Below are 18,305 nucleotides of genomic sequence, written 5' to 3' on the forward strand. Positions count from 1 at the left end.
TGGGCCGGTGTTCGGGCCGGCCGTGTTGACAGTGCGTGAAGCCATGCCCGTCAGTGCCCGAACCAGGAGACCGGAACGGTCACCAGCCCGGGGAAGAGGACGAGCAGGAAGAGGACGATCAGTTCGGCGATCATGAACGGCATGACGCCCTTCATCAGCTCTTCCATCGACAGTTTCGAGACGCCGCAGATGACGTTCAGGACGGTGCCGACGGGCGGGGTGATGAGGCCGATCGAATTGTTGATGATGAAGAGCACGCCGAAATAGACCGGATCGATGCCGGCCTGCTTGATGACCGGCATCAGCACCGGCGTCATGATCAGGATAGTGGGCGTCATGTCCATGGCGGTGCCGACGACGACGATCAGAACCATGATCGCCACGAGCAGGGCGGTCTGGTTGCCCATCAGCGGCTCGACGAGCGCGGCGAGCGCGCCGGGCACGTCGGCGACGGTGATCAACCAGGCCGAGACCGCTGCGCAGGCGACCAGGAACATGACGACGGCGGTGATTTTCGCGGCCGCGACGAAGACGTGGAAGAGCTGAGCCGGCGGCAGTTCGCGATAGATCACCATCGAGACGAAGAGCGAGTAGACGGCCGCCACCACGCCCGCTTCCGTCGGGGTGAAGACGCCGAACTTCAGCCCGACGATGATGATCACCGGCAGCATGAGCGCCCAGAAACTGTCGACGAAGGCCTTGAGGCGCACCGCGCCGCTCTCCCTCGGCGGCAGTTCGAACTGCTCCTTGCGGGCAACGATGAGCCAGGTGACGCAGAGCGCGGCGGCGATCATCAGCCCGGGGAAGATGCCGGCGAGGAAGAGCTTGGTGATCGAGACGCCGCCAACCACGCCGTAGAGGATGAAGCCGATCGACGGCGGAATGATCGGGCCGATGATCGAGGCGGACGCGATCAGCCCGCCGGCGCGCGCCGGATCGTGGCCGCTTTTCAGCATCATCGGCAACAGGAGGGCGCCAAGCGCGGCCGCGTCGGCGACGGCAGAGCCCGAGAGGCTCGAAAGGATGCAGGCTGCGAAGATCGCGACGAATCCGAGCCCGCCGCGGATATGCCCGACCATCGCCATTGCCAGCGCGACGATGCGGCGGGAAAGGCCGCCGGTGTTCATCACCTCGCCGGCGAGCAGGAAGAAGGGAACAGCCATCAGCGGGAAGCTGTCGGCGCCGTTCAAGACGTTCTGGGCGACGATCTGGGCGTCGAACAGCCCGAGGTAGAGCATCAGCGCCACGCCGCTCAGGATAAGGGCGAAGGCGATCGGCACGCCGAGTGCCATGGGTCCGAGAAGCGCGCCGAGAAAGATGGTGACCGTCATCGCCGCCTCCTCAATGCTTCGGCGAGAGCTGCCCGAGCACGGGCTCGGGCAGATCGCCGAGGGCTGCCTCATCCTCGCTCTCGCGCACGAGGTCGGCCGTCGTCACGTCGATACGGCCGGTCGCGATCGCGAAGGCGTCGGAAAGAAGGATCAGGAAGGCCGGGATGCCGAAGGCGAGACCGGCGCCATAGAAGAAGGCCATCGGAATGCCGGTCGCCGGCGCGCCGACATGGAGGTTGATCAGCGTCTGCGTCCAGCTGCCGCTGATCACCAGCCATGTGGCATAGAGCATCAGCGCATGGCCGCAAAGCACGGCCGCCCTTGCCGCAGACGGCGGCAAGCGCTTGATGAGGGAGTCCACGCCAAGATGACCATGCTCGCGCATGGCAACGACGGCGCCGAGAAAGGTGAGCCAGACGAAGAACATCCGCGACAGCTCCTCGGAAACCGTGATCCCCTGGTTGAAGGCGTAGCGCAGGACGACGTTGCCGAAGACAAGCACGACCATGCCGGCGAGCAGCAGCGCGATCGTCACCTTCAGCGCGAAGAAATAGAAATCGATGATGCGGGCCATTCGCTCCTCCCAAAGCGATAGGGCGTACCGGCGGCACGTCGCGACGACGCGCCAGTGGCAGGCCTCCTCCTTCCAACGCGCGGCGGTTAGCCGGCGGCCGCCCCCGCGCTCCTCAGCGCCGTTCGGCAGTGGAGTTATAAAATGTACTAACTAGTTCGAATGTCAAGCGTCGTGCTATTGAAAGAGGATGATAACGTGAATATGACTTGAGCCATTGCTCTTGCGGGACACAGCTTCGGGTCGAAAATCGCAGATGGTTTTCGACGAGGCAGGCAGTCTCGGATCGCGAGACGAGGCGTCTCGGGCATTCATCGAGGCGCGTCGAGCCCGCAAGAAATAGGCATGATGATTCAATGGCCTGTCGGGCCGGGAAGCAGTGCGGAAATGGCGGAGCGGCAGGGGAACGGCAGAAAGAACGACCCGCAGAGAACGCAGGAGGATATCCTTGCGGTAGCGACCGAAGAGTTTTCGACGCACGGGTTGGCCGGCGCGCGGGTGGATGCGATCGCCGAGCGCACGCGCACGTCGAAGCGGATGATCTATTACTATTTCGGCAGCAAGGAGGGGCTCTACCTCGCCGTGCTCGAGCGCTCCTATCGCAGGATCCGCACGCTCGAGGCCGATCTCGAACTCGCCAACCTGCCGCCGGAAAAGGCGCTCAGAACATTGATCGAGACAACCTTCGACCACGACGAAACCAACCCGGATTTCGTCCGTCTGGTCAGCATCGAAAATATTCACCACGCGGCGCACATGCTGCGATCGGAAGCGATCCGCGAACTCAATGTCTCGGTCATTCAGATGATAGAGGCCATCATCGCGCGCGGTCTCGCCGATGGAACCTTTCGCCGCAAGGCCGACCCGATCGACGTCCACATGCTGATCAGCGCCTTCTGCTTCTTTCGCGTCTCGAACCGCTACACGTTCGGCACGATCTTCCGCCGTGATCTCTCGGAAGAGGCGACGATCGAACGACATCGCACGATGATTGCCGATGCAGTCATCAGTTACCTGAAATCGCCGGAAGGTGGGCCGATCACTCCGCCCGGTTAAGGAACGAGGACGGCGGCTCCGCTGAGTCTGCCGGCGCGAAGGTCGGCAAGGGCACGGTTGGCTTCATGAAGGGGATAGATGACGGTGTGCGTCTCGACGCCGGCTTCCGCGGCGATTGCGAAAAACTCGCGGCCATCCCGGCGGGTGAGGTTGGCGACCGAAACCAGTTCGCGTTCGCCCCAAAGCACGGCATAGGGCATGGCGGGAATATCGCTCATGTGGATGCCGCCGCAGACCACACGGCCGCCCTTGCGCACTGCTTTCAGCGCCGCCGGCACGAGGTTTCCGACCGGTGCGAAGATGATCGCGGCGTCGAGCGGCTCCGGCGGCGGCTCGTCCGAACCGCCGGCCCAGACAGCGCCGAGGTCGAGGGCGAAGCGCCGCGCCGCCCTATCGTCCGGTCGGGTGAAGGCGTAGACCTGCCGGCCCTGCCAGACACAGATCTGGGCGATGATATGCGCGGCTGCGCCGAAGCCGTAGATCCCGATCTTTCTGCCATCGCCGGCCCGCTTCAGTGAGCGCCAGCCGATAAGCCCCGCGCAAAGAAGAGGCGCGAGCGCGACCGGATCACCGCCGGGATCGAGATCGAACGCATAGTCCGCATCCGCGATGACATCGGTGGCGAAGCCGCCGTCGCGGGTATAGCCGGTGAACAGCGGATCGTCGCAAAGATTTTCGGCGCCCGACCGGCAATAGAGGCAGTGCTGGCAGGTATGGCCGAGCCAAGGGATCCCGGCGCGCCGCCCGATGCGTGCCGGATCGACGCCGGTGCCGACCGCTTCGATGATGCCGACGATCTCGTGGCCCGGAACGAGCGGCAGCTTCGGCCGCGGCAGGTCGCCGTCGACCACGTGCAGATCGGTGCGGCAGACGGCGCAGGCCTCGACGCGCAGCCGGATCTCACCGGCACGCGGTTCCGGGAGCGGCCGTTCCACCGCTTTCAACGGTTCCCCGATCCTCTCAAGGACCATCGCGCGCATCGGCTTTAGCCTCCTTGAAGTTGCAAAGGTCGCGATTGCCGCTCGCTCTGTTCGAAATGCGGCTCAGCAATGATATCCTCTCGGGCGACGGACGTCGAAAGGATCGCAAATGCCGAAGAGAAGCGCAGGCATCCTGCTCTACCAGTACGACGGCGAGGCGTTGCGTGTCCTGCTTGTCCACCCCGGCGGTCCGTTCTGGAGCAACAGGGATGCTGGGGCGTGGTCTATCCCGAAGGGGGAATATGACTCGGACGAACAGCCGGAGGCGGCTGCACGGCGCGAGTTCCTCGAGGAAACCGGCATCGCGATGAACGGGGCGTTGGAGCTCCTTGGCGAGCTGCGCCAGAAGGGCGGCAAGCTGGTCACCGCCTTCGCCGGCGAAAGCGATGTCGACATCACCGATATCCGCAGCAATATGTTCGAAATGGAATGGCCGCCGCGCAGCGGCAAGACACAGGCTTTTCCGGAGGTCGATCGTGCGGGATGGTTTAGCCTGCCGGAGGCGCGGGAGAAGATAAACGCGTCCCAGCGGCCGTTTCTCGATCACCTTGAAACATTGCGTAGCAACGCGCCGCCGTTGCCCGAGTGACTTCAGCAAGTGCACGCCAATTCGGCGCGCGCGCTGGTGGTCAATCCGCGGCCGCACGGTCAGTACGCCTTTGACGAAGGCCGGCTCGGTCCTGTCGCTATCGACGCCGGATGGCATCGTGCACGGCATCGATGGAATTGCCTGATGGCACTATTCCTGCCCTCCAGGGCGCCTCAGCAGTTCGATTACGACATCGCCGCCCGCGAGGTTTGGTTGCTGAAATGCGCCCCGGGTCCGGATCGTCACGAGATGGATGGCGCGGTGGGCATCGGGGTAACCCGTTCCTGCCCGGACGCAATTATCGGCGATATCGACGATTCCAAGCCGATAATGCCGTTGTGCTTTGATACCCCCAGTTCTTTCCAAGGAGCGAAAGACTGCGATTCAGGCAGGAGGGCCCGCGTATACAGATCAGTGTGCTGTAATACGTTCACCAGGTAGGTGTATACCTAAATTACATTTAGTTAATGAACAAAGTTTAAGAAGATCTATCTCGGGTTAGATAATAGTATTTGCAAGTAACGTCTGCGGATAATTGCGTGCGCGAATGCATGGCGGCTCTACCTTACGCATGACGGCGGACCGCCGCCAATTGGGATCCGGCGGCGCGATACGGTTCGTGGCGCTGCCGCTCCATCAGGCGCTAGATCGTCGGCGACGGTAGCCATCCAGGGAGAGTGCGGCATGTCCAGCCGGCTTGCCATTGCAATGGTCGTTCTGGCATCGACACTGGCCGGCATCGCCGTGTCGCCCGTTATTTCGAAAATTCCGGGGATGGTGCGCGTTAACCCAGCCGCCGACGCCAGCACAGGACCTCAGGTCGGCGGATCGTCTGGCAAGACCGTCGGGAAAGCTCCGGCCCGGGCCGGCGGTGCGGCGGTTCAGGTCGTGGAGGTGAAGAAAGAGGACCTCCCGGTCATAATCAGCACCTTCGCCAATGTACAGGCCCCGGAAACGGTGGCGGTGAACGCCCGCATATCGAGCCAGATCACAGGCATCCACGTCAAGGACGGTCAGATGGTCAAGGCGGACGATCTCCTGTTCTCGCTCGACGACCGCGCCTTCAAGGCACAGCTCAGCCGCGACGAAGCCATCCTGGCCAAGGACACCGCCCTGCTTGCCGATGCTGAGATCGAACTCGATCGGGCGAGAACGTTGCGCGACGACAAGAGTGGCACGCAGCAGTCCTATGATACCGCGTTGTCGACCGAACAATCCGACAAAGCCACGGTCGCCGCGGACCAGGCGACTGTCGAGGCCGACAAAGTGTCGCTCGCCTTCACGAAGATCCGGGCGCCGATCAGCGGCCGGCTCGGCGCCATCCAGGTCACGGTGGGCGATCTCGTCGATACGCCCAGCGGCGCGTCGCCGGCGAGCCTGGTCACCATCACCGCAATCGATCCGATCGAGGTCGCATTCCATCTACCGGAAAAGGATCTGCAAGGCTTCAAGGCTCGGCTCGAGTCGGGAGCACCACCACAGGTTAAAGCCCGGCTGGCCGGCACCGGTGAGGTGATCGGCGAGGGCGTGCTCGACTTCATCGATTCCGCCGTGGATGCGGCAACGGGGACCGTGATGATGCGCGCGAAATTCGACAACGGCGGGCAGAAGCTCTGGCCGGGCCAATATGTTGATGTCGACGTCGAGGAGAAGATCCTTCCCCAAACGGCCGTCATTCCGGCCGTCGCGGTCCAATCCGGCCAGAAAGGTGACTTCGTCTATCGGCTGACGGATGACGACAGAGTGGAGCTCCGGCCCGTGGTCGTCGCAGCGAATGACGGGCGCGACGCCGCGATCAGTTCCGGCCTTGCGGCCGGTGACAAGGTCGTCACGGAAGGACAACTCGATCTCAAGGCGGGCGACAAGGCCCGGATCGCAGAGCAGCGCTGATCCGGGCAGGTGATCCGCGTTGAGAAGCAGGATCCGGAAGAGGGCGGCGCGACGGCCGAACAAGATTTGGAGGCAAGGCAAGGAAAAACGATCATGTCGATTTCCGAATTCTGCATTCGCCGTCCCGTCGCAACGCTGCTGATGTCGTTGGCGCTCGTCGCTGCAGGTCTCTTCGCCTACGCTGTCCTTCCCGTCGCCGCGTTGCCGCGGACCGATTTTCCGGTGATCAACGTCTCCGCGACCCTGCCCGGCGCATCCCCCGAGACGATGGCGACATCCGTTGCAACGCCGCTCATCAAGCAGTTCGACACGATCGCCGGAATCGACAACATATCGACGACGAACGCGCTTGGTTCGACGTCAATATCCATCCAGTTCGCGCTCAACCGGGATATCGATGCCGCCGCCGCCGATGTGCAGGCGGCCATTACCCGAACGCTGCGTGTACTGCCGCAGGACATGCCCTCGCCGCCAAGCTTTCGCAAGGTGAACCCGGCGGATGCGCCGGTGCTGCTGCTCGCATTGAAGAGCGATACGGTGCCGCTCACCAAGCTCGATGCCTTGGCCGAGCAGGTGATCTCGCCGGCGCTGTCGACCCTCGACGGCGTCGCGGAAGTGTCGATCTTCGGCAGCCAGCAATTTGCCGTCCGGATCGAGATCGATCCCGACGCGCTCGCCGCCCGCGGCATTTCGCTTAACGCTCTCAAGGCGGCCGTCGTGGCGGCAAACGACGATTCGCCGCTCGGCACCGTTCAGTCGACCGGGCGGCAGATGACGATCGTCGCCGACACGCAACTCGACAATGCCGCCGCCTTCTCCAGGCTGATCATCAAGAGCGCGGACGGCAAGGCCGTTCGGCTCGGCGACGTGACCAAGGTCATCGACTCGGTTGCGAACACTCAGACCGCCAGCTGGCATGACGGCTCGCGCGCGATCATCCTTGCCGTCCAGCGCCAGCCGGACGCGAATACCGTGGCCGTGGTCGACAAGGTGAAGGCGATGCTGCCCTCGTTCCGCCAGTCTCTGCCGGCGGCAGCGTCGCTGGAGATGCTCAACGACCGCTCCCAGTCGGTGCGCGGCGCCGTCCACGATGTGGAATTCACCCTCGCCATCACGATCGGGTCGGTGATCCTGGTGATCTTCCTCTTCGTGCGTCGGCTATGGGCAACGCTGATCCCGGCCTTTGCCGTGCCGATCTCGATCATCGCCACCTTCGCGGTGATGTATCTCTTCGGCTTCTCCGTCGACAATATCTCGCTGATGGCGCTGACCCTCTCCGTCGGTCTCGTGGTGGACGACGCCATCGTCATGCTGGAGAACATCGTCCGGCACATGGCGAAGACGGGACAGCGCGCCTTCGAAGCGGCGATATCGGCTTCACGCGAGATCGGCTTCACCATCATCGCGATCTCGCTGTCGCTTGTCGCCGTGTTCATCCCGGTGCTCCTGATGGGCGGCGTTATCGGCCGGATCTTCAACGAATTCGCAATGGTCGTCACGATTGCAATTCTCGCCTCCGCATTCGTCTCCCTGACGCTGACGCCCATGCTCGCCGCACGCCTGCCGGAGGCGCGCAAGCGTGACGAGGAAAGGAACGGGCTCGATGCGCTGCTCGAGCGCGGCTTCGAGGCGATGCTCAGCGGATACGAGCGTCTGCTGACACTCTGCATGCGCCACCGCTTCGCTGTCCTGATCCTGTTCCTCGTGACTATCGGGCTGACGGTCTACCAAGTGAGGACGACCCCCAAGGGCTTCTTCCCGCAGGAGGATATCGGCCAACTTCAGGTGGCGACGCAGGCGCGGCCGGACATCTCCTTTGCCGCCATGTCGGCGCTGCAGGCCAAGGTCGAAGATGTGTTTGCGCGTTCGCCCTATGTCGCGCACGTGGCTAGCTCGGTCGGCACGGGCGGGTCCTCGGCTTCGAATTCGGGAAGGCTCTTCGTCGAATTGAAACCGACGAGAGAGCGACCGGCATTGCCCAGGATCCTTTCCGAACTGCGTTCGCAACTCGGCGACATCGCCGGTATCAAGAGCTACATCACGCCCGTGCAGAACCTCTCCGTAGGGGCACGCAGCTCCGCCAGCCAATACCAACTCGTCGTGCAGAGTCTGGATCAAGGCTTGATGAACGACTGGGCGGACAAGCTGACGGAAGCGATGCGGCAGGACCGCGCCTTCTTCACCGATGTGAACTCCGATCTGCAGAACAATGCGCCCCAGGCAGAGCTTGTGATCGACCGCGACAAGGCCTCCGCACTCGGCATCACGGCGGACGTGCTGCGCTCGACGCTTTATGGCGGCTTCGGCTCGGAGCAGATTTCGACCATCTACGCCTCCGGTGACAGCTACGAGGTGATCATGGAGCTTGATCCGGCGAAGAACTGGTCTGCGGCCGCGCTTGCCGAACTGCAGGTGCCCACCGCCGCCAACACACTGGTGCCGCTCGGCGCATTTGCGCGCATCGACACGTCTCCTGGGCCGCTCACTGTCAACCAGCTCGGGCAATTGCCGGCCGTCACCATCTCCTACAACCTGCCGGCCGGCGTGGCGCTGGGCGACAGCGTCGACGAGATCAGCCGTCTGAAGACCGAAATCGGCATGCCGTCGGAGGTTACGACACGCTTTTACGGCACGGCGCAGCTCTTCCAGGATGCGATGTCCAACCAGGTCTGGCTCATCCTCGGAGCGATCCTCACCATCTATATCGTTCTCGGCATTCTCTACGAAAGCTTCATCCATCCGCTGACGATCCTGTCCGGCCTACCCTCGGCAGCCTCGGGCGCTCTCGTCGCGATCAGCCTCTCCGGCTTCGACCTGTCGATCATTGCGGTGATCGGGTTGCTGATGCTGATCGGCATCGTCAAAAAGAATGCAATCATGATGATCGATGTTGCGTTGTCGTTGCAACGTGGCGGCCTGGCGGTTGAAGATGCGATACACCGGGCCTGCCTTATGCGGTTCCGTCCGATCATGATGACGACCCTCGCCGCGCTGATGGGCACGCTTCCGATCGCGCTCGGCACTGGCGCCAGTGCCGAGCTTCGCCAGCCGCTTGGTATCGCCGTCGTTGGCGGCTTGCTCGTCTCACAGCCGCTGACGCTGTTCGTGACGCCAGTGATCTACATCTACATGGAAAAGCTCGCCGTCCGCGCCAAGCGGCTGTTCAACAGAAGCATGGCCGATTTCGGTCAGAGCCGATACGACCTTTCGCACGAGCACAATGACCATTTCCCTGCCGAACCATCTGACGGCTGATCTCAGTGACCGGGCGCTATTGGAAGTGCGGCACTCAAGCCCGCGCTGGCCAAACCGGCGGCAATGCCGGCATCGGCAAACCCGTCGATTTTGGTTGGTGCCTGCGCGTTTGGTTGATGGCGTTCGGCCTTACCCCCGGCACGATCTCGACGGGAATGCCTTCGCTTTCCAGTCGCCGGATTTCCTCAAGCATTCCGATCGAGTGGGTGGCATCCCCGGATTTGAGGCGCACCACGCGCTTGCCTGCCAGGACCAATTCAACCACGATATCATGGATATCGCCCCGGTCATCTGAGGCCCGACTGCTCGGCCGGCGGACGAACTGGCGCTTCGCTTCCCGGCGGGAAAGTTCGAGCACTTCGTTCGAGATCGGTTCGTCGAAGAGAATGACGTCGGCGGCCTGCAAGGCACGGATAGCCTTCAGCGTCAGCAGTTCGGCATCACCCGGACCCGCGCCGACGATCGTGACGCGGCCGATGGCGGGGCGGGTCGCGGAAAGGCAATCCAGATCCTCCATCAGCCGCGTCTCGACACCCTCCTCCGGTGTCTCCAGGAAGGCGCGATCGACGAACCGCTCCCAGAAGGCGCGGCGTTCCGTGCCAGGCTTCAGTCGTGCGTTGACCCTTTCACGGATCGCTTGCGCGATCGTTGCCCAGCCCTTGATTGCCGGCGGCAGCAGGGCCTCGATCCGACGGCGGATCGCTTGCGCCAGGATCGGCGCGGCGCCGTCGGTCGAGATCGATACGACGACCGGCGAGCGATTGACGATCGAGCCGAATTGGAACTGGCAGAAGGCCGGCTTGTCGATGACATTGACGGGAACGCCGGCTGAACGCGCCGCGTTGAAAAATGCCTCCGCTTCTGCGTCGCCATCGCAATCGGCGATCGCGATCGCGGCCCCGAAAAAGACGCCGGGGTGCCAGATCTCGTCGTGATGGACGAGGCAGCCGTTGTCGTGGGTGGCGCCACGCTTCAAGAGAGCGAGGAAGACATCGCTCAGTTCCGCGCGCGGTACATGGAGATGAACCTCCGCGCCGCAAGCCGCCAGCAATTCGGCCTTCCAGGCGGCGGCGTCGCTGCCGCCGGCGACGACGACGCGCTTGTTCTTCAAGGTCCAAAACAGCGGCAAGGTGGCAAGCGGAGCGACGCGCTGCGGTGACGGCTTTGCGGGCCGGTCATTCAGCGGCAGCGGCAAGGCATCCATCGATGATCCCCCTGATCTCTGCGCGGCAGGAGCCGCAATTGGTACCGGCGCTAAGCCTCTCGCCGATCGCCTGGACACTGTGGCAGCCGTCCCGGATGGCGGCCGTGATCTGATTGACGCCGACGCTGAAGCAGGAGCAGACCGTAGCGCCCGGGTCCTCTCTGCCGGCGCCGGGACGACCCGCCGCGACAGCGAAGCGCGTGCCGAGGTCGGTATGCGAGGCGCGAAGCTGCGAGACCGCCCAGTTGCGGGCGACCGCCACTGGGCGGGACGCGAGGAACAGCGCGGCAAGAAGCCTGTCGCCGTCGAAAAAGGCGAGGCGGAGCTCGCCGGACTGGCGATCGGTATAGCCGATTGGTTCGATACCGGCCGGGACGGAAAAGGCCCGCCGGCACCAGCCGATCCAGTCCGCTTGCGACTCGGAGAAGGCAAGCTCCAGGCGCCAGCCGCCGTCGGCCCTGGCGAGTGCCCAGTAAGCAGCATCGAGGCTCTGCGGTTTCTCCGTCGAAACCGCAAAACCATAGGCCCGGGCGGCGAAGCGGGCAGCCCTGACCGCCACGTTCTTCGACGCCGGCTGCCCGGAAACGGGGTCCGTGATCGGCGGCACCAGCGCGTCGATACGACCCTTCGAGGCGAACTGGTCGTTCCAGTGCATTGGTACGAACAGGCTTCCCTCCGCCTGGCGCTCGGTAAGCAGTGCGCGGACGATCGTTTGTCCATAGGGGCTCTCGATCGTCACCAGATCGGCATCCGCGGCGGCAAGCTTCTCGGCATCGCGCGGATGAATTTCGGCAAATGGTTCTGCGATATGGGCGGAGAGCCGCGCGCTCTTCCCTGTACGGGTCATCGTGTGCCAATGATCGCGCACCCGACCCGTATTGAGCGTGTAAGGATAGCGCTCGTCTGCCCGCTTGGAGGGTGACGCATCGACAGCGACGAAGCTGGCGCGTCCGTCCGCGTGATAGAAACCGCCCTCGGCGAAAAACCGTCTCTCCCGGGGCTGCGTGCCTTTCGGCTGCGGCCATTGGAAGGGCTTCAGATCGTCATAAGCCGCCTTGTCGATTGCTGCGTGAGCGCCGATGTCGAAATCGCGGCGGCCATCGTTTTCGAAGCCGGAAAGGGCGGCGTGTTCGGCGAAGACCTCGGCAGCGGAAGCATGGTCGAAGCCTTGCGAAAAGCCCATGCGACGGCCGACCTCGGCCAGTTGCCACCAGTCGGCGCGCGCCTCGCCGGGCGCGTCGAGGAAGGCGCGCTGGCGGGAGATGCGCCGCTCGGAATTGGTGACCGTGCCGTCTTTCTCGCCCCAGCCGAGCGAGGGGAGAAGCACGTGGGCATGGCGCGCGGTATCAGTTTGCCTGAGGATGTCGGAGACGATGACGAAGGGGCAGGCTTTGATCGCAGCCTCGACCGCGTCCGCGTCGGGCATCGAAACGACGGGGTTCGTCGCCATGATCCAGAGCGCCTTGATCCGTCCGTCGGCGACGGCGCGGAACATGTCTACCGCCTTGAGGCCCGGTTTGCTCGCGACCGCGGGCGCGCCCCAAAAGCGCCGGACGAGATCACGGTGAACGGATTTTTCGATGTCGAGATGGACGGCGAGCATGTTGGCGAGGCCGCCGACCTCGCGCCCGCCCATCGCGTTCGGCTGGCCGGTCAGCGAGAAGGGGCCCATGCCCGGCCGGCCGATCCGCCCGGTCGCAAGATGGCAGTTGATGATGGCGTTGACCTTGTCGGTGCCGGAGGCCGACTGGTTGACGCCCTGGCTGTAACAGGTGACGACCTTCTCGGTCGTCTCGAACAGGCGGAAGAAATCGAGCAATTGCGCCCGCGACAGTCCGGTCAGGGCCGATAGTTCCGCGAGATCAAGCGCGGAAGCGGCGGCAAAGGCCTCGGCGAAGCCGTTTGTGTGCGCCGAGATATAGTTTTGATCGACGGCGCCGCTAACCGCCAGATGGGCAAGCAGACCGTTGAAAAGCGCGACGTCGCTGTCCGGAGCGAGCGCCAGATGCATATCGGCGATGTCGGCGGTCATCGTGCGCCGTGGATCGATGACGACGACCTTCATCTCGGGGCGGTTCACCTTGGCCGCGGCAAGGCGCTGGTAAAGCACCGGGTGGCACCAGGCGAGGTTGGAGCCGGTGAGCACGATGAGATCGGCAAGCTCGAGGTCCTCGTAGGCGCCCGGAACCGTGTCGGACCCGAAGGCGCGGCGGTGACCGGCAACGGAGGACGACATGCAGAGGCGCGAGTTCGTGTCAATGTTGGCCGAACCGATAAAACCCTTCATCAGCTTGTTGGCGACGTAATAGTCCTCGGTCAGCAACTGGCCGGAGACATAGAAGGCGACCGAATCCGGGCCGTGGTTGGCAATGGTTTGGGCGAAGCGGTCGGCGACAAGACTAAGCGCTTCGTCCCAGCCTGCGCGCCGGCCGCCAATCTCCGGATGGAGAAGGCGACCGTCGAGATCGAGGGTTTCGGCAAGTGCCGAGCCTTTGGAACAGAGCCGGCCGAAATTGGCCGGATGCTCGGGATCGCCCTTGACGCTGACGGCGCCGTCATCGTCCACGCGGGCGATGACGCCGCAGCCGACGCCGCAGTAAGGGCAGGTGGTTTTCGTTTCAGAGGGCATGACGGGCTTGCCTCCGGTGTTGACGCATCGTTGGAGAATGGCCCGTGCCCACAAGCCTCTCCGCCGTCATTCCTGTGCTTGTCACAGGAATCCAGCCACGCGAAGTCTTTCGCGTGAAAGGACTCTTTCGCGCCGTGGACACGGCGCTGCTGGATCCCTGTGACAAGCACAGGGATGAGGAAGAGTGTGGAGCGACGCTGAGCAGAACAAAACGGGGGAGGCATTCATCCATGCGATTTACTCCGCCGCCATCATCAGGCTCTCGAGCGCGATGAAGAGCGCGCCGTTGTCGTTTTTCACGGGGATCGTGCGGACCTCGCCCTCGTCGGCGCCGAGCGCCTTGCCGGTTTCGAGCGAGATCACCCAGTTGTGCAGCGGGCAGGTCACGGCAGTGCCGTGGACGATCCCTTGGCTGAGCGGCCCGCCCTTGTGCGGGCAGTGGTCCTCGACCGCGAAGACGTCGTTCTCGGCGGTCCGGAAGACGGCGATCTTGCCCTGCGGCGTCCTTACGCAGCGCGCGCCGCGTAGAGGGATATCGGAAATATTGCCGATTGCGATCCAGTCCATTTCCATCACCTCACTCCGCTGCCCGATTGAAGCCGACCGTCGCCATCGGCCGGAACTCGTGCTTGTCCTTGCCGGAGACACGCTCCGACCAGGGATCGACCTGGGCGAATTTCTGGCTGAAGACGAAGCGGTCGAAATAGGCCTTGCGCTTGTCTGCATCGTCCATGATCTGGCGGCGGATCTCGTCGAGGCCGATGCGTTTTGCCCATTTGTAGATGCGCTCGAGATAGCGGGCCTGCTCGCGATACATCTGCGTCAGGGCAACGATGTGCTCCAGCGCCTCGTCCTCGGTCCTGACGAGGCCGAGCACCTCGGTGCCCTTGATGTCGAGTCCGGCCGCGCCGGCGAAATGGATCTCGTAGCCGGAATCGACGCAGATGACGCCGACGTCCTTGCAGGTCGCTTCCGCGCAGTTCCTTGGACAGCCGGAGACGGCCATCTTCACCTTGGCGGGAGTCCACGAACCCCACATGAACCTCTCGATGCGAATGCCGAGCCCGGTCGAATCCTGCGTGCCGAAGCGGCACCAATCGGAGCCGACGCAGGTCTTCACCGTCCTCAGGCCCTTGGCATAGGCCTGGCCCGAGACGAAGCCGGCCTTGCCGAGATCGGCCCAGACGGCCGGCAGGTCTTCCTTCTGGATGCCAAGTAGGTCGATGCGTTGGCCGCCCGTGACCTTGACGAGTGGGACGTCGAACTTGTCGACGACATCGGCGATGGCGCGCAGCTCCTTCGAATTGGTGACCCCGCCCCACATGCGCGGCACGACGGAATAGGTGCCATCCTTCTGGATGTTGGCGTGAACGCGTTCGTTGATGAAGCGCGACTGGTAGTCGTCGGCATACTCGTCCGGCCAATCGCAGACGAGGTAGTAATTGAGCGCCGGCCGGCATTTCGCGCAGCCGCAGGAGGTCTTCCACTCCAGCTCCTGCATGACAGCCGGAATGGTCTTCAGGCCCTTCGCCTTGATGAGCCGGCGGACGTCGTCATGGCCGAGGTCCGTGCAGCCGCACATCGGCTGCACGGCGGCCGGATTGTAAGCGTCGCCGAGGGTGAGCGACATCAGCTGCTCGACGAGGCCGGTGCACGAGCCGCAGGAGGCCGAAGCCTTGGTGTGGGCACGCACGTCGTCGAGCGACGTCAGACCCTTTCCGGTGATCGTCGAGACGATCTTGCCCTTGCAGACGCCGTTGCAGCCGCAGATTTCCGCATCATCCGGCAAGGCTGCAACGGCCGCCATAGGGTCCAGCGGGGACCCTCCCTGATAGGCCTGGCCGAAAATCAGGGTGTCGCGCATTTCGGTAATGTCGGTGCCGCGCTTCAACAGATCGTTGAACCAGGCGCCATCCCCGGTCTCACCGTAGAGCACGGTGCCAATGATGCGGTTGTCCTTGAGCACCAGCCGCTTGTAGATGCCGGCGGTGGCGTCGCGCAGCACGATCTCCTCGCGGCCGTCGCCATCAGCAAAATCGCCGACCGAATAGAGGTTGATCCCGGTCACCTTCAGCTTTGTCGGCGTGTCGGAATGGGCGAAGGCGGCGCTGCGATCGCCGGCAAGATGGCGTGCGGCGACCCGCGCCATCTCGTAGAGCGGCGCCACCAGGCCGTAGACCATGCCGTCGACTTCGGCGCATTCGCCGAGCGCCATGATGTCTCCGTCGGAGGTCTGCATGCCGGCGTCGACGACGATACCGCGGTTGACGGCGAGCCCAGCCTCCTTGGCGAGACCGGCATTCGGCCTGATGCCGACCGCCATCACCACCAGTGTCGCCGGGATGATCCGGCCATCGTCGAGTTCGATGCCCTCGACCTTCTCCTCGCCGACGATCCGTTTGGTATTTGCCTTGGTGATGACCTTGATGCCGCGCTCCTCGACCGCCTTCTGCAAGAGGTAACCGGCGGCCGGGTCGAGCTGGCGCTCCATCAGTGTCGGCATGACGTGCAGCACGGTGACATCCATGCCGCGCGATTTGAGTCCGGCAGCCGCTTCCAGGCCGAGCAGACCGCCACCGATGACGACAGCCTTTTCACGCGACTGCGCCGCAAGCAGCATCGCCTGCACGTCGTCGAGATCGCGATAAGTGATGACGCCACGCAAATCCTTGCCGGGCACCGGAATGATGAAGGGTACGGAACCGGTGGCGATTACCAGCTTGTCGTAGCTTTCCGTCACACCATGGTCGGAGGTGACCGTCTTGGCATTGCGATCGATCGCGATGATCTTGTGGCCCTTGTAAAGGGTGATGCCGTGCTTGATGTACCATCCGTCGCCATGGATGATGATTTCTTCGTATTCCTTCTCGCCGGATAGTACCGGCGAGAGCATGATGCGGTCGTAATTGACGCGCGGCTCGGCGTTGAAGATCGTTACTTCGTAGCGCCCGGGTGCCTTCTCGAAGAGCTCTTCCAGCATGCGGCCCGGCGCCATGCCGTTGCCAACGATCACCAGTTTCTCGGTCATTCCATTACTCCGCGGCTTGTTTCTTGAGGGTCTGGGCGGACAACATCGTTCGGGCAGCGCGCTTCGCCCGGATCGCTTCGAGATGCTCGGGAGCGGGGCTGGCGCCGCCTTCGTAGGCCTCGAGGAAGTCCAGGAGTTCCTCGCGATAGGCATAGTAGTCGGGGTGCGACAGGAGCTCCTTGCGCGAGCGGGGCCGCGGCAGGTTCACTTCCATGATGTTGCCGATCCGCGCGTTCGGGCCGTTCGACATCATCACCACCCGGTCAGCGAGCAGGATCGCCTCGTCGACGTCGTGCGTGACGCAGATCGCCGTCACCTGGGTCCGCTTCCACACGTCCATCAGAACTTCCTGCAACTCCCAGCGGGTAAGGCTGTCGAGCATGCCGAAGGGCTCGTCTAATAGGAGCAGCTTCGGCGACAGCGCGAACGCCCGGGCGATGCCGACGCGCTGCTTCATGCCGTTCGAGAGGTCCGCGGCAAGCCGATGCATCGCATCGCCGAGGCCGACGCGCTGCAGGTAATATTCGACGACGTCGCGGCGCTCGGCCGGCGTCGCGTCGGGATAGACCCGGTCGACGCCGAGCGCGACGTTTTCGCGGGCGGTCAGCCATGGAAGCAGGGAGGGGGCCTGGAAAACCACCGCCCGATCCGGGCCGGCGCCCGAAATTTCCCGTCCGTCGAGGATGATGCCGCCGGACGAGATCGGGTTGAGGCCCGCCATCATCGACAGGACGGTCGACTTGCCGCATCCCGAATGGCCGATGATCGAGATGAATTCGCCCCTGTTCATTTTGAGGCTGAAGCCGTCGACCACCGTCAGCGGGCCCTTCGGCGTCGGATAGACCTTGCGGACCTCGAAAAACTCGACGTAGCTCTTCTCGATCGCGGAACGCGCCTTTCGGGCATAGGCGTCCGGCAGCTTGGTGGCGGTAAGCTTCTGCGTGATCGGCACGACGTTGGGCAAGGTGACGGCGCCGCTTTCCGCCGTCGTTCGTCCGGCGCCCAGATCCATCAGATATTCGGTGACGGCACCGCGAAGACGGATGAACTCGGCGTTCGAGTTCATTTCCGCGCGGTCGCGCGGGCGCGGCAGGTTCACCTCGAAGCTCGGCCCGAGCGAGGCATTCGGGCCGGGCGTCAAGGGAACGATCCTGTCGGCAAGCAGGATCGCCTCGTCAACGTCGTTGGTGATGAGGATGATGGTCTTCTTTTCCTTCGACGAGATCTCGGCGAATTCGTCCTGCAGCTTCGAGCGGGTGAGCGCGTCGAGTGCCGAGAGCGGCTCGTCGAGCAGCAGCACGTCGGGCTGCATTGCCAGCGCCCTCGCCACGGCCACGCGCTGGCGCATGCCACCCGAGAGCTCCGCAGGCCGGCGCTCCGTCGCGTGGGCGAGACCGACCATCTCGATATAGTACTGAACGATGCTCGCCCTTTCGGCTTTGGTCTTGCCGGAATGCACTGCATCGACGGCAAGGGCGACATTGGCGCGGACCGAGAGCCAGGGCATCAGCGAATAGGATTGGAAGACGACGCCGCGCTCCGGCCCTGGACCTGACACTTCCTTGTCGCGGAAGAGCACCGCGCCGCGATCCGGCATCGTGAGGCCGGCGAGGAGGGAAATCAGCGTCGATTTTCCCGAGCCGGAAAAGCCGACGATGGCAATGAACTCGCCTTCCTCGACCTTGAGGTTTACGGCCGACAAGACGTCGTTGCGCGACTTGCCGTCGCCGAAGGACTTCGAGACATCGCTCAGTTGAAGAATTGCCACGCGC

Annotated in this window: 12 protein-coding genes; 4 read left to right on the forward strand and 8 right to left on the reverse strand. The window is 63.7% G+C overall.

Annotation, left to right across the window (positions count from 1 at the left end):
• Positions 1-50: 50 nt before the first annotated feature.
• The gene (locus QN222_RS25830) at positions 51-1,331 is read right to left on the reverse strand and encodes a TRAP transporter large permease subunit (RefSeq protein ID WP_283963569.1); all 1,281 of its coding nucleotides are present in this window, start codon (positions 1,329-1,331) and stop codon (positions 51-53) included.
• Between the two features lie 10 nt (positions 1,332-1,341).
• Positions 1,342-1,905, reverse strand: a complete 564-nt coding sequence (locus tag QN222_RS25835) for a TRAP transporter small permease (RefSeq protein ID WP_283963568.1) — start codon at positions 1,903-1,905, stop codon at positions 1,342-1,344.
• 384 nt (positions 1,906-2,289) lie between these two features.
• Between QN222_RS25835 and QN222_RS25840 the strand changes: the two genes are divergently transcribed.
• Positions 2,290-2,958, forward strand: coding sequence for a TetR/AcrR family transcriptional regulator (locus QN222_RS25840; protein WP_283963575.1), 669 nt, complete (start codon positions 2,290-2,292; stop codon positions 2,956-2,958).
• On the opposite strand, the gene QN222_RS25845 is transcribed toward QN222_RS25840, so the two are convergent.
• Positions 2,955-3,938, reverse strand: coding sequence for a zinc-dependent alcohol dehydrogenase family protein (locus QN222_RS25845; protein WP_283963567.1), 984 nt, complete (start codon positions 3,936-3,938; stop codon positions 2,955-2,957). The genes QN222_RS25840 and QN222_RS25845 overlap by 4 nt on opposite strands.
• Before the next feature lie 109 nt (positions 3,939-4,047).
• On the opposite strand from QN222_RS25845, the gene QN222_RS25850 reads away from it, so the two are divergent.
• From QN222_RS25850 to QN222_RS25860, 3 genes are all read left to right on the forward strand, one after another.
• Complete coding sequence (locus QN222_RS25850) at positions 4,048-4,527, forward strand: NUDIX domain-containing protein (RefSeq protein ID WP_283963566.1); 480 nt, start codon at positions 4,048-4,050, stop codon at positions 4,525-4,527.
• A 684-nt stretch (positions 4,528-5,211) separates the two neighbouring features.
• Positions 5,212-6,417, forward strand: coding sequence for an efflux RND transporter periplasmic adaptor subunit (locus QN222_RS25855; RefSeq protein ID WP_283963565.1), 1,206 nt, complete (start codon positions 5,212-5,214; stop codon positions 6,415-6,417).
• A 93-nt stretch (positions 6,418-6,510) separates the two neighbouring features.
• The gene (locus tag QN222_RS25860; RefSeq protein ID WP_283963564.1) at positions 6,511-9,672 is read left to right on the forward strand and encodes an efflux RND transporter permease subunit; all 3,162 of its coding nucleotides are present in this window, start codon (positions 6,511-6,513) and stop codon (positions 9,670-9,672) included.
• Between the two features lie 34 nt (positions 9,673-9,706).
• On the opposite strand, the gene QN222_RS25865 is transcribed toward QN222_RS25860, so the two are convergent.
• The 5 genes from QN222_RS25865 to QN222_RS25885 all read right to left on the reverse strand — a co-directional run bounded on the left by QN222_RS25865 (position 9,707) and on the right by QN222_RS25885 (position 18,301).
• Complete coding sequence (locus tag QN222_RS25865; RefSeq protein WP_283963563.1) at positions 9,707-10,876, reverse strand: siroheme synthase; 1,170 nt, start codon at positions 10,874-10,876, stop codon at positions 9,707-9,709.
• A complete protein-coding gene (locus QN222_RS25870; RefSeq protein ID WP_283963562.1) occupies positions 10,848-13,505 on the reverse strand; it encodes a nitrate reductase in 2,658 nt (885 codons plus the stop codon). Before QN222_RS25870 ends, QN222_RS25865 begins: the two co-directional genes overlap by 29 nt.
• Positions 13,506-13,742: 237 nt before the next feature.
• Positions 13,743-14,078: a nitrite reductase small subunit NirD gene (gene nirD / locus QN222_RS25875; RefSeq protein WP_283963561.1), complete on the reverse strand. Its 336-nt coding sequence runs from the start codon at positions 14,076-14,078 to the stop codon at positions 13,743-13,745.
• A 4-nt stretch (positions 14,079-14,082) separates the two neighbouring features.
• The gene (nirB, locus tag QN222_RS25880; RefSeq protein ID WP_283963560.1) at positions 14,083-16,533 is read right to left on the reverse strand and encodes a nitrite reductase large subunit NirB; all 2,451 of its coding nucleotides are present in this window, start codon (positions 16,531-16,533) and stop codon (positions 14,083-14,085) included.
• 4 nt (positions 16,534-16,537) lie between these two features.
• On the reverse strand, positions 16,538-18,301 hold the full coding sequence (locus tag QN222_RS25885) for a nitrate ABC transporter ATP-binding protein (protein WP_283963559.1): 1,764 nt from the start codon (positions 18,299-18,301) through the stop codon (positions 16,538-16,540).
• Between the last annotated feature and the right edge of the window lie 4 nt (positions 18,302-18,305).

The sequence above is a fragment of the Sinorhizobium sp. 6-70 genome, from assembly GCF_030124375.1.
Taxonomy (GTDB): domain Bacteria; phylum Pseudomonadota; class Alphaproteobacteria; order Rhizobiales; family Rhizobiaceae; genus Sinorhizobium.